A 13472-nucleotide genomic window follows, 5' to 3' on the forward strand; every position below is an offset into this window, starting at 1 on the left:
GCGCACAGCCCAGCCGGCATCCGCGCTCGCGCCTGCGCGGTCCGGAGCCAGCGCCTGCGCCGTCTGCCCAGGGTCCACGTGTAGACGAGCCCGGGCCGCTGTGGCGGTAGCCTCGACTGCGTGAGCACTGCACAGAACACGACCCCGGCCCGGCCCTCCCTGGACACCGAGCTCAAGCGCCTGACCGGCTGGGGGCGCACCGCGCCCGCGATGAGCCACGTACTCACTCCTCGGTCGGTCGACGAGATCTCGGCAGCGGTCGCGACGGTCAACGACGCCAACGCCTCGTCTCCGGACCACCTGCGCCGCGGCGTGATCGCCCGCGGCCTCGGCCGCTCCTACGGCGACAGCGCCCAGAACTCGGGTGGCCTGGTGCTGGACATGAGCCGGTTCAACCGCATCCACGAGCTCAACGCGGAGAACGCGATCGCGGTGGTCGACGCCGGCGTGAACCTCGACCAGCTCATGCGCGCGGCCCTGCCGTTCGGCCTGTGGGTCCCGGTGCTGCCGGGCACCCGCCAGGTGACGGTCGGTGGCGCGATCGGCCACGACATCCACGGCAAGAACCACCACTCCGCCGGGTCGTTCGGCAACCACGTCACGCGGATGGAGCTGCTCGTCGCGGACGGGCGGGTGTTGACGTTGGAGCCGGGAGGGACCGACGACGACGAGGACGGCAGTCTCTTCTGGGCGACGGTCGGGGGCAACGGCCTCACCGGCATCGTGCTCAAGGTGTGGATCGCCATGACGCGCACGGAGACGGCGTTCTTCCTCGCCGACGACGACCAGACGGGCTCGCTCGACGAGACGATCGCGCTGCACACCGACGGTTCCGAGGACAGGTACACCTACTCCTCCGCCTGGTTCGACGCGATCAGCGCGCCCCCGAAGCTCGGCCGGGCCGCGATCTCGCGGGGCAACCTCGCGACGCTCGCGCAGCTCGAGGAGTACGCACCCGAGCTCGCCAAGAACCCGCTGACGATGGACGCCAAGCCGCTGCTGACGTTCCCGGACATCTTCCCCAACGGGCTGGCCAACAAGTGGTCCTTCAGCCTGGTGGGCGAGGCGTACTACCGCATGGGCGGGACGCGCCGGAACAAGATCAAGACGTTGCCGCAGTTCTACCACATGCTCGACCTGTTCGGAGAGTGGAACCGGGCCATGGGACCTGCGGGTTTCCTGCAGTACCAGTTCATCGTCCCGCCGGGCGCGGTCGACGGGTTCAAGGAGATCATCGGGGACATCCAGCGCTCCGGCCAGTACTCCTTCCTCAACGTGTTCAAGCTGTTCGGCCCCGGTAACCAGGCGCCGCTGTCCTTCCCGATGGAGGGCTGGAACGTGTGCGTGGACTTCCCGATCAACGACCGGCTGAACGCGTTCGTCAACCACCTCGACGCGAAGGTCATGTCGATGGGCGGGCGCCTGTACACGGCCAAGGACTCCCGCGTCCCGGCCGAGCGCTTCCACGCCATGTACCCGCAGATCGACTCGTGGATCGCGACGCGCCGGCGGATCGACCCCAACGGCGTGTTCGTCTCCGACATGGGTCGGCGTCTCGAACTGCTCTGACCCGGCGGGGCGACGCGGCCCCACCGCCCCCGCCGTCCGTCCATAAGAGCCTTCCGCACATTTCCACTCGCCCGACGTGTGCCGAACACTCTTATCGACCGGAGGGCGGGGGATCCCGGCGGCGCACCGGGGGATCTCGGCGGCGCACCGGGGGATCGAGACGGGCGGCCGGGGGATTGAGGGCCGTCGGTAGACTGCCGTCCATGATCAATGCCGTCGGCGTCCCCCAGACACTGCTCCTGCTCGGGGGTACCTCCGAGATCGGCCTGGCCATCTGCGCCGAGTACCTCACCCAGGGGCCGATGCGTGTGATCCTGGCATGCCTGCCGGGTGACCCCGGGGTCGAGGACGCCAGGGCCGAGATGACGGCCGCCGGCGCGACCGCGGTCGAGGTCGTGGACTTCGACGCCGCGGCCACCGACACCCACCCGGCCACGTTCGAGCAGATCTTCGCCGGGGGCGACGTGGACGTGGCGATCGTCGCGTTCGGCCTGCTGGGGGAGAACGAGGAACTCTGGTCGGACCAGCGCAAGGCGGTCCAGATCGCGCAGATCAACTACACCGGCGCCGTCTCGGTGGGCGTCCTGCTCGCCGAGCGCATGAAGGCCCAGGGCTACGGCCGGATCATCGCCATGAGCTCGGCCGCCGGTCTGCGCGCCCGCCGCTCGAACTTCGTCTACGGCTCCACCAAGGCCGGTCTCGACTCCTTCTACACCGGCCTCGGGTACGCGCTGGCCGAGCACGGGGTCGACGTGCTGGTCATCCGGCCCGGCCAGGTGCGCACCCGCATGTCGGCGCACGTCGACGAGGCCCCGCTGACCATCAACAAGGACGAGGTGGCCCGGATCGCGGTCAAGAACTCCGGTCGCGACAAGGGCGCGGTGTTCGCCCCGGCCGCGTTCGGCGGGGTCATGGCCGTGCTCACCCACGTGCCGCGGCCGATCTTCCGCAAGCTCCCCTTCTGAGCATGCGCCCAGCGCTCCGGGGACTCGGTCTGGCGGGGGCGGCGACCCTCCTCGCCGCCGTCGTCACCGCCGTCGTCCTCGTCGGGTTCTCGCTCGTGACGTTCCCCGCGTACGGCAACTCCAACGTCCTGCGCGCGCTGACCGTCGTGGGGCAGACCGCCGCGCTCGTGCTGGTGGTACTGGGGATCCTCGCCGCGCGTGCGGGTGAGCGGCCGGGCGGTCGGGCCGGGCTGGTGCGTCTGGGCAAGCTCGCCGCGCCCACCGGGTCCGCGCTGCTGGTGGCCGCCACCCTCGGCATCCCGCTGGCGGCGTCCCGCCTCTACCTGCACGGCGTGAGCGTCGACCAGGAGTTCCGCACGCAGTTCCTCAGCCGGTCCACCACGTCGCTCGGCCTGCCGGACATGGCCTACGCCGACCTGCCCTCGTTCTACCCGTCCGGCTGGTTCTGGCTGGGCGGGCGCTTCGCCAACCTCGCCGGGCTCGAGGGCTGGGCGGCGTTCAAACCGTGGTCGATCCTCTCGCTGGCCGTGGCCGCCGCCCTGGTCACCGTCCTGTGGACGCGCCTGCTGCGCACCGACCTCGGCGCCGTGGTGGGACTGGTCTCCACGGCCATGATGCTCACCTACGGCAGCCCCGAGCCCTACGGCGCCGTGGTGGCACTGTTCATCCCGCCGGTGCTGATCCTGGCCTGGCACGCCGTCCACCCCACCGCGGCCCGGCCGGCCGGCGACGCCCCCGGTCCCGTCCCGCAGCCCTCCGGCATCGCGGCCACGGTCGCCACCATGGTGTTTCTCGGCGCCTCCGCCAGCATGTACACCCTGTACACGGCGCTCGCCGCCGGCACCGTCGTGCTCATGGCCGCGATCGCCACCGTGCTGGCGCTGCGCGGCCGCACCGGTTACCCGGCCTGGCTGCCCGCGGCCCGGCTCGCCGTGATCGGCGTCGGCTCCCTCGCGATCGCCCTCGTCGTGTGGGCCCCCTACCTCCTGGCCTCGCTCGGCGGGGCGCCGGCCGACTCCGGCACCGCCCTGCACTACCTGCCTGATTCCGGCGCGCGGTTGCCGCTGCCCATGACCGCCGGCGGGCTGACCGGTCTCGTCTGCCTGGCCGGTCTGATCTGGATCGTCGTCCGGGCCCGGTCCTCGCGCCGCGCGCAGGCCCTCGGGCTCGGTGTGGCCGCCGTCTACCTGTGGTGCCTGGCGTCGATGGCCGTCACCGTTCTCGGCACCACCATGCTCGGCTTCCGCCTCGAGCCCGTGCTCATCGGTCTGCTGATGGTGGCCGGGGTGTTCGCGATCGCCGACGTCGCCGGGCTGCTGGTGCGGGCCGCCGGACGTCAGAACGGCTCGGATCGCCCCGCCGCGGAGGCCACCGGATACCGACGGCGGGCGAGCGCCGCCGTGGGCGTGGTGTCCGCCCTGGCCGTGCTCGCGCAGGTGCAGGGCATCCCGGACCACCTGCACGAGGAGATCCGGCTCGCCTACACCGACACCGACGGGGCCGGCGCGCGGGCCGACCGCTTCCCGCCCGGACCGGAGTCCCACTACGCGGACGTCAACGCCGTGATCGCCGAGGCGTTCCCGGGCCGCGACAAGACCGACCTCGTCGTCGTCAGTACCGCGGACGCCTTCCTCGCCTACAACCCCTACCTGGCCTACCAGGCGGTGACCTCCCACTACGCCAACCCGCTGGGACGCTACGCCGACCGCAACGCGGCGATGATCGCGTGGGAGGAGGCCACCAGCGGCGAGGAGCTCCACGCCCTCATGACCGGCACGGACTGGCGCGCCCCCGACGTGATCCTGGCGCGCCCCACCGGCGACGGCTACTCACTGCGACTGGCCGAGGACACCTACCCCAACGATCCCAACGTGCGGCGCTTCTCCGTCACCATCCCCGCCGAGGCGGTCTCCGGGCCCCACTTCGAGGTCCACGACGTGGGACCGTTCGCCGTGATCGTGGTGCGGTGATCAGGCGTGGCGAACCGAGAGGCGGACGAGCGCGCAGACATCGTCGCTGACCCGCACCGCGACACCGACCCTGACCGGCCACTCGGTCTCCACCCCTACCCGGGAATGGGCCGCGACCGCCGCTGGGCGATCATCACCGGCTTCCTCGGGGCGTTCCTGGCGATCCTCGCCGGCCTGCTGCCGGTGCACCAGGACACCAGTCAGGTGCAGTGGACCGCCGGCCCCGACTACGCCTCGGTCACCTCGCCGCTCGTGTCCGGGCGGCCACTCGATCTGACCATCTCGGCGCCGTGTGGACCGCTGAGCCAGGTCCCGGAAAACACCGTCGTGTTCTCCACGCTGCCCGAGGACGCCCCCGGCCGGATCTCGGACGGGCTCGTGGTGCAGCGGTCCTCCGACGCCGCCGGGGACCCGGTCATCGAGGTGGTGGTCCGCAACCTCACGCTGCTGTCGGTGCCGCTGGTCACGCTGCGCGACGCGGACTGCGAGACCCTGCACGTGCGGGCCGAGACGGGCATCCTCGTCGCCGAGCTGACCGGCCTGGACCGCGATCCCGAGGACGCCGACGATCCCGTCCGCGCCGCCGTCCCCGGCAGCATGCGGCCGCAGGTCACCGGCGTGTTCACCGATCTGACCGCCGCGACCGCGCCCGACGGCCTCGGCGAGTCGACCGTCGAGGTGACGGTCGACTCCCGCTACTCCTCGAGCCCGACGCTGATCAAGCTGGTGCTGATGCTGATCGGGGTGGCGGCCACGATCGCCTCGGTCTGGTTCCTGCACCGCCTGGACCGCATCGACGGCCGCTCCGACCGGCGCTTCGTGCCCCGCTCGTGGCTGCGCCTCTCCGGGGTCGACGGCGTGGTGATCAGCGTCCTGACCTTCTGGCACTTCGTGGGCGCCAACACCTCCGACGACGGCTACCTGCTCACCATGGCCCGCTCCGCCGGACCGAGCGGCTACATGGCCAACTACTTCCGCTGGCTCGGCTCACCCGAGTCCCCGGTCGGCTGGTACTACGAGATCCTGCGGGTCTTCGCCGAGATCTCCACCGCCAGTCCGTGGATGCGCCTACCCACGCTGCTGTGCGGCATCCTCTCGTGGCTGATCATCAGCCGCGAGGTCATCCCCCGCCTCGGCCGGCTGGCCCGCACCTGGCATCGGCCGCGCTGGACCGGCGCCGCCCTGTTCCTCGCGTTCTGGATGGCGTTCAACAACGGGCTGCGGCCCGAGCCGGTCATCGCGCTGGGTGCGCTGCTCACGTGGTCGCTGGTCGAGCGCTCCATCGCCACCCGCCGGCTCGTGCCGGGGGTCGCCGCGATCGGTGTTGCCGCGTTCTCCCTCGGCACCGGGCCCACCGGCCTGATGTGCGTGGCCGCGCTGGCCGCCGGCGCCCGCGAGTTCGTCCGCATGGCCCGCCGACGCGCGAAGATTGTGGGCTGGGCCGCGATCGCAGGCCCCGTCCTGGCCGTGGGCCTGGCGCTGCTCTACACCGTCTTCGCCGACCAGACCCTGGCCGCGGTCCTCGAGGCCACCCGCATCCGCACCGAGCTCGGGCCGAGCCTGCCCTGGTACGGCGAGAAGGAACGCTGGGAGGCACTGTTCAGCGTCTCGGCCGACGGCGGCGTGGCCCGCCGCTTCCCCGTCCTGCTCATGCTCATGTGCCTGGTGCTCGTCTCGGCCGTCATGCTACGACGGGGCGGGATTCCCGGCGCCGCCGCGGGGCCGTCCCGGCGGCTCATCGGCGTGATCGCGGGCTCGCTGCTGTTCCTGGTGTTCACCCCCACCAAATGGACCCACCACTTCGGCGTCTTCGCAGGGCTGGCCGGGGCGCTGGCGGTCCTGGCCGTGATCGCCCTTCGTTCCTCGTCCGTGTCGCTCGCCCGGAGTCGGTGGCTCGTGTGGGCGGCGCTGTGCCTCGTCGTCGGACTGTCCACCGCCACCAACAACACCTGGTGGTACGTCTCCGACTACGGCATCCCCTTCGCCGACTCCTTCCCCTCCGTCGGCGGCGTCCAGATCCAGTACCTCGCCTTCCTCGGCGGATTCGCGTGCCTGCTGGTCGCCGGGCTCATCCACATCGGGTTCCTGCCCGACGAACCCGGACGCGCCCTGTGGCGCCGGGTCACCCGCCACATCCCGTTCCTGCGCTCCCGCGCCGACACCCCCGCGGCGCGGCACCGCGACGGGCGCGGCATCGACGGCGCACCCCTGACGGTCGTGGCGTTCACCGTCGTGATCTTCGAACTGGTCTCCGTCGTCACCGCGGTGTTCGCCCAATCCCCCGCCTACACGGTCGGCCGCGCCAACATGCGCGCGATCGCCGGGCAGCCGTGCTCGCTCGCCGACTCCGTGCTCGTCGAGGAGAACTCCAACGACGGGATCCTCACCGCGATCGGCGCCGGGCCCGAGATCTCGCTCGGCGCCGGCGTCGTCAACGGCTTCGCCCCCAACGGCCTGCCCGATTCGATCACCGTCGACAGCGCCGAGGCCTCCGGCTCGCTCGCCCAGTCCCAGCCCGACGAGCGCGATCCCGGCGACGGCGTCGACGCCGGCACCACCGGCGGCCGCGGCGCACTGACCGTCAACGGCTCCACCGTGGCACTACCGTTCGGCCTCGACCCCGAGACCACGCCGGTGCTGGGCTCCTACCGGCGCGGCCCGCAGGTCGCCGCCGAACTCACCTCGGCCTGGTACCGACTCCCCGACCGCAGCCCCAACCGTCCGCTGCTCGTGATGGCCGTCGCCGGCCGCATCGGTGCCGGCGACGTGCGCATCGAGTACGGCCGGCCGGGCCGCGTGGGCGCGGCAGGGCCCACCGACTTCGAGGTGATGGGCTCCATGACGCCCACCGACATCGGGCCGGCGCCCGCGTGGCGGAACCTGCGGATCCCGCTCGAAGATATCCCCGAGGACGCCCAGGTCGTGCGCGTGGTGGTGGAGGACAACAACCTCGACCCGGACCGCTGGATCGCCGTCACCCCGCCCCGTAACCCGCGACTGAGCACCCTCGACGAGGTCGTGGGCCATACCGATCCCGTCCTCATCGACTGGGTCGTGGCGTTGGCGTTCCCCTGCCAGCGGCCGTTCGTCCACAACGGCGGCGTCGCCGAGATCCCCGAGTACCGGATCCTCGCCGACCGCGAATCCTCGTCCGCCGCCAACTGGTGGCAGAGCGCGGGCGGCGGCGGACCGCTGCTGTGGACCACCCAGACCGTCGAGGCCGTGACCGTCCCCACCTATCTCGACCACGACTGGTCGCGGGACTGGGGCTCCCTCCAGCGGTTCGAGCCACTCGATCCCACGGCCACCCCGGCCGAGCTGATCCTCGGCAGCGAGGTGCGGTGGGGCTGGACCACACCCGGACCGATGAACTGATCGTCGCCTAGAATCTGTCGTCGTGTCAGACTCTTCCTCCGCAGCCGGCTCGGGCGCGTCCCCTGACTCCGACCCGGCCACTCCAGCGGCATCCGATCAGGACGTCGCCCCGGTCGCCCCGGTCGCCTCGGACTCCCGGGTCGCCAGGCTCCGCGTCATCGCCATCGTCAGCGGTCTGGTGGGCACCCTGTGCTTCCTGGCCCTGCCGTTCCTGCCGGTGGCGCAGACGACCTCCTCGGTCCAGTGGCCCCAGAACGGGTCCGTCGAGTCGGTCACCGCGCCGCTCATGGCGCACACCCCGCAGGCGGTCACCGCGACCATCCCCTGCACCCTGGTCGCCGACCTCCCGGAGGACGGCGGCATCCTGCTGTCCACCGCCCCGGCCGCCGGCGAGGAGGCCGGGGAGCGCGCGATGTTCATCCGCGCCTCCGCCGACACGGTCGACGTGGTCTCCCGCAACCGGGTCATCGTCTCCGCGCCACGCGAGCAGGTCGCCGCCGGTGAGTGCAGTGTCCTGAGCGTGGTGGCGGCCCCCACCTACGCGGAGGCGTCCTTCGAGGGTCTCGACGGCCCCACCGCGGCCGGCCGCATCGACGCCGACAACCTGCGCCCCATGGTCGTTGGTCTCTACACCGACCTGCCCCTCGACACCGCCGTGCCGGAGGAGCTCGCGGTGTCGGTCGAGGTGGATTCGCGCTTCACCACCGATCCCACCACGCTGAAGTGGGCGGCGATCGTCCTGGGCCTGCTGTCGACGGCGGTCGCACTGTGGGCGCTGCACGGGCTCGACCAGACCGACGGCCGGCGGAGCCTGCGATTCCTGCCCCGCGGCTGGTTCCGCCCGCGTCTGCCCGACGTGGCCGTGATCGGCACGCTCGCCGTGTGGCACTTCGTCGGCGGCAACACCTCCGACGACGGCTACATCATGTCGATGGCCCGGGCCGCCGAGCCCGCTGGCTACATGGCCAACTACTACCGCTGGTACGGCGTCCCCGAGTCACCGTTCGGCTCGCCCTACTACGATCTGCTGACCCTGTTCGCACAGGTCTCCACGGCCAGCCCCTGGATGCGTCTGCCCGCGCTGATCGCCGCGATCCTGTGCTGGCTGGTCATCAGCCGCGAGGTGCTGCCGCGCCTCGGGCGAGCCGCCCGCACCACGCCCGTCGTGGTGTGGAGCGCCGCCGCGGTGTTCCTCGCGTTCTGGATGGCGTTCAACAACGGCCTGCGCCCCGAGCCGGCGATCGCGCTGGGCGCGCTGCTGACCTGGGTCTCCGTCGAGCGCTCCATCGCGACCCGCCGGATGCTGCCGTTCGCGGTGGCCGTGATCATCGCCTCGTTCTCACTGGCCACCGGGCCCACCGGGCTCATGGCCGTGGCCGCGCTCATCATGGGCCTGCGGGCCGTCGTCCACACCGTGGTGGTGCGCGGCCGCCAGGTCGGCTCCTACCTGGCGCTCGTCGCGCCCGTCCTGGCCGCCGGGACCATGGTGCTCATCTGCGTGTTCGGCGTGCAGACGCTCGCCGCGGTGCTCGAGGCCATCCGGGTGCGCGGCGAGATCGGCCCCAACCTGGCCTGGTACGAGGAGTTCGTCCGCTACTACTACCTGATGATCCCGACGGTGGACGGGTCACTGTCCCGCCGCCTGCCGGTGCTCCTGGTGCTGCTGTGTCTGGCTGTGGTGATCGGCACGCTGCTGCGGCGTGGCAAGGTCCCCGGCGCCGCGTCCGGCCCCGTCTGGCGCCTCGTGGGCGTCGTGGTGGGCACCGCGTTCTTCATGATGTTCTCCCCCACCAAGTGGACCCACCACTTCGGCGTGTACGCCGGGATCGGTGCGGCGATCGCCGCGCTGGGGGCGCTCGCCATCTCCGCGTCGGCCGTACGCACCGCCCGCAACCGGACCCTGTTCCTCGGTGTGATCCTGGTGGTCCTCGCGTTGGCGTTCGCCGGCCCCAACGGGTGGTGGTACGTCTCGAGCTACGGCATCCCCTGGTGGGACAAGGCGCCGAGCGTCAGCGGGATCTCCGCGTCCAACGTGCTGCTCGTCCTGGCGGTGCTCACGTTCGCGTTCGCCGGCTGGCAGCACCTGCGCCGCGACTACACCGGCGATCAGGCGCCCAGGACCACGGCGGGCCGCCGTCGGATGCGGACCTTCGCCGCCGCCCCGATCGCGGTGGTCGCAGGCCTGCTCGTGATCTTCAACGTCGCCTCGTTCGCCAAGGGGCTGCAGAAGCAGTTCCCGGCGTACTCGATCGCCGCGGGCAACGTGTCGGCGCTCGCCGGCAACCCGTGCATGCTCGCCGACCGGGTGCTCGTCGAGCCGGACGCCAACGCGGGCATGCTCGCCCCGCTCGGCGCGCCGCGGCTGCCCGACGGCTCCGTCGACCCCCGGGCCATGGCCGAGGCGATCGAGGCCGGCGGCAACACCGGCTTCACCCCGAACGGCGTCGCCCCCGACCTGTCCGCCGACGCGGTGGTCTCCGACCCGGGTGCCGCCAACACCACCTCGGACCCCGGCGGCGGCCCCTCGGTCAACACCGGTGAGAGCGCCGGTACGGGAGGCGGCCGCGGTGCCGAGGGCGTCAACGGCTCCACCGTGGCCCTGCCGTTCGGTCTCGACCCAGCCACCACGCCGGTCCTGGGCTCGTTCTTCGCGGGCCCGCAGCAGCAGGCCGACCTCGAGACCGGCTGGTACGAACTACCGGACAACCGCGAGGCGCACCCGCTGCTGGTCATCTCGGCGGCCGGCCGGATCGGGCGCTTCGACGCCGACGGCATCTACGAGTACGGCCAGGAGGTCACCGTCGAGTTCGGCCGGGACACCGGCAACGGCGTCGAGATGGTCGGCGCCCCGGTCGTCCCGTACGACATCGGCCCCGCCCCGACCTGGCGGAACCTGCGGGTGTCGATGGAGGACGTGCCCGCCGACGCCGACGTCATGCGGATTCGGGTCGACGACGACGACCTCACCCCCGACGAATGGGCGGCCATCACCCCGCCGCGTGCGCCCGAGCTCGTGACGGTCCAGGAGATGGTCGGGTCCACCGCGCCGGTCCTGCTGGACTGGGCCGTGAGCATGCAGTTCCCCTGCCAGCGTCCGTTCTCGCACTTCGCGGGTGTGGCCGAGCTGCCGGAGTTCCGGATCATGCCGGACCGGCCTCTCGCGGTCAGCGCGACCGGTACGTGGATGTCGTACGAGGGCGGCGGCCCGCTCGGGTGGGTGGAGACCGCGCAGAGTGCCCGGACGATCCCGTCGTACCTGCGTCACGACTGGAACCGCGACTGGGGCTCCATCGAGGCCTACGCGCCGCTGGGCACCTACCAGTCCGAGCCCCCGCGGCCGGCCGACGTCACCGTGGACACGGTGGACCGCTGGGGCTGGTGGTCGCCCGAGGGGCCGATCCTGGTGACCAACCCGGAGTAGACCGAGCCCACCGATGCTGCTGCTGTGCCCCGTCCTCGCGCGCAAGGACGGGGCACAGTTCGTTGTCCCGGGATTATTCTGAGAAACTGCTGACGTTCGTGGCCCCGATCCGCGCAGCGGCTCATTTGAACTGTACTAACGGTGCGCCGGTACATATTAGAGAATCTTCGCTCCGCCACTCCGGACACTTGTTATCGTGCGTCCAAGAAAACGCCACTCACATTGCCGCCGGACGCCCCGGATCTGATCAAGGCGACTGTCACGCGCCTGTCACAGAATGGCGACGAGGTTCTCGACACACTCCGCCGGGTCTCGACCGGGGAGCTCGAGATGATCGAGACCATCACCGACGCCAGTAGAGACCTCACCCGTCGGCTGTTCAGTTGGATCCTGGAAGCCGAGCCGGTGCTCGCGCACGCCGTCGACCATCCCGAGGTCGCCGCGTTGCTCGGCCGGGAGCACGAATCCCTCCCCGGCAAGATCAATGACGACATGATCACCGCGGCCCAGCACGTGCCGGGCATCGTCATCGCGGCAGTGCGGAAGTTTGCCACCGACCACCGAATCATCGATCCCGGGTTCGACGCACTTGCTCAACCCATCCGCGAATTGATCGAGATCCTCGATGCGGCGAAGCGGGAGTACGACCACGGCCTGACGGGGCTCGCCCTGGTGACGGCGAGCTACGTGTTCTACGAGACCTTCCACTATCCGCAACCGGCGACCGGGGTGTACGACATCGCCCACAGCACCGCCGACAAACTCAAGTGGGTGTATCGGTACTGGTTCAACCAGTTGGAGGTCGCGCAGCGTGGCTCCGGCCTGGAGGACTTCTTCCGCGGCCAGGTCCTGCAGAACAGCTTTCCCATGGATGCCACCGAGGTGGAGTCGATCTCCCGCGTCTCACTCTCGTGTGCCGGCGACCTACTGGCGGTCGACGTCCTGACGCCAGAGAACACCACCCGCCTGTTCGAGGACATCACGGACTTCTACAGCAGCACCGACATCGTGAGCGCCAATCTGGAGTCCACCGTGTACAGCGTCCAGGCACCGGGCCGAAATGGGGAGGAGTCCGGCCAGCCCTTCAAGATGAACACCTCGCCCGAGATGTTCGACAGGTTCCGTGACGACGCAGGTATCAACTTCTTCAGCACGGCGACCAACCATTCCAACGACTGGGGTACCGCCGGGCTCCTGGCGACCCTTGACGTGCTGGACGCCTCGGGGGCGGAGCACTCGGGCACCGCCCGAGATCAGGCGGGCCAGGATGATGTGGTCGTCGTGGACCGAAATGGCATCAAGATCGGACTGCTCACCTTCACCTTCGACCTTAATGGTCGGCCGCTGCCGGAGGGGCACGGGTATCTCGTCAACGAGGTGCGGTTCAACGACGCACAGCCAGGGCCAGACTACTCGCTTGTCGAGTCGCAGGTCGCGGCCGCCAAGGCCAAGGGTGCGGAGTTCATCGTCGCCTTCTGCCACTGGGGTTGGGAGTTCGAGATGTACCCCCACCCGAACGTCACCGACGCCGCTCACGAGGTCGTGGCCCGTGGCGTGGACGTGATTCTAGGGAACCATCCACACGTGCCGCAGCCAGCGCAGATCATCGACCGCGGGCCGGACACGCCCAAGGCCCTCGTCACCTACGCCTTCGGCGATTTTGTGAGCTACCACCCCGAGAGCCGCAACTCGAAGCTCACCTACTCCATCAAGTTCGACATCGCCAAGGTGGTTACCGCCGGCGGCACCTACGTCTCGTGGGATCACCTCGAGACGATGCCGCTCTACATCGTCAACGCGCACCTCGGTGACGACCGTTACGACTGCAGGATCGTCCAGTTCGACAAGGTCATGGAGAATCCGGGCGATTTCGGCCTGACCGACCGGGAGAAGGCTGAGCTCCCGCACCTCGAGAACGCGGTCTGGAAGGGCATCCTCTCGCCACTGTCGACTATCCCTCCCGGCGGGTGGTCGGGGCCGAAACCTCATGAGTAAGGTGATTTTTATGACGACCACTATTCTGCATAACGCCCGCCTCATCGACGGCACCGGTGCCGATCCGGTTGCCGATGCTGTTGTGGTGATCGACGACGGGAAGATCACCTACGCCGGGCCGGCGGACAAAGCGCCGCAGTCCGATGATGCGGCCACCAAGATCGATGTCGGTGGCAA

At 70.5% G+C, this 13472-nt stretch carries 6 protein-coding genes and 1 pseudogene; all 7 read left to right on the plus strand.

The window, feature by feature from the left end; genetic code table 11:
- The first annotated feature begins 120 nt into the window (after positions 1 to 120).
- Positions 121 to 1569: an FAD-binding protein gene (locus ACWIFB_RS08200; protein WP_454057939.1), complete on the plus strand. Its 1449-nt coding sequence runs from the start codon at positions 121 to 123 to the stop codon at positions 1567 to 1569.
- A 203-nt stretch (positions 1570 to 1772) separates the two neighbouring features.
- The gene (locus ACWIFB_RS08205) at positions 1773 to 2534 is read left to right on the plus strand and encodes a decaprenylphospho-beta-D-erythro-pentofuranosid-2-ulose 2-reductase (protein WP_454057940.1); all 762 of its coding nucleotides are present in this window, start codon (positions 1773 to 1775) and stop codon (positions 2532 to 2534) included.
- A 2-nt stretch (positions 2535 to 2536) separates the two neighbouring features.
- Entirely contained in the window at positions 2537 to 4504 is a 1968-nt protein-coding gene (locus tag ACWIFB_RS08210) for an arabinofuranosyltransferase (protein WP_454057941.1), read from the plus strand.
- A 6-nt stretch (positions 4505 to 4510) separates the two neighbouring features.
- Positions 4511 to 7879 (plus strand): arabinosyltransferase domain-containing protein, encoded by a 3369-nt coding sequence (locus tag ACWIFB_RS08215; protein WP_454057942.1) that lies wholly within the window; start codon positions 4511 to 4513, stop codon positions 7877 to 7879.
- A 22-nt stretch (positions 7880 to 7901) separates the two neighbouring features.
- Positions 7902 to 11300, plus strand: coding sequence for an arabinosyltransferase domain-containing protein (locus ACWIFB_RS08220; protein WP_454057943.1), 3399 nt, complete (start codon positions 7902 to 7904; stop codon positions 11298 to 11300).
- 330 nt (positions 11301 to 11630) lie between these two features.
- The gene (locus ACWIFB_RS08225) at positions 11631 to 13295 is read left to right on the plus strand and encodes a CapA family protein (protein WP_454057944.1); all 1665 of its coding nucleotides are present in this window, start codon (positions 11631 to 11633) and stop codon (positions 13293 to 13295) included.
- A gap of 10 nt (positions 13296 to 13305) precedes the next feature.
- Positions 13306 to 13472: pseudogene (locus ACWIFB_RS08230) on the plus strand (amidohydrolase family protein); the annotation flags it as partial.

The organism is Dietzia sp. NPDC055340 (assembly GCF_053645335.1).

Coding starts and splice junctions, on each gene's coding strand:
- ACWIFB_RS08205 (WP_454057940.1), top strand. CDS start 1,773: ATGATCAATGCCGTCGGCGTCCCCCAGACACTGCTCCTGCTCGGGGGT.
- ACWIFB_RS08210 (WP_454057941.1), top strand. CDS start 2,537: ATGCGCCCAGCGCTCCGGGGACTCGGTCTGGCGGGGGCGGCGACCCTC.
- ACWIFB_RS08225 (WP_454057944.1), top strand. CDS start 11,631: ATGATCGAGACCATCACCGACGCCAGTAGAGACCTCACCCGTCGGCTG.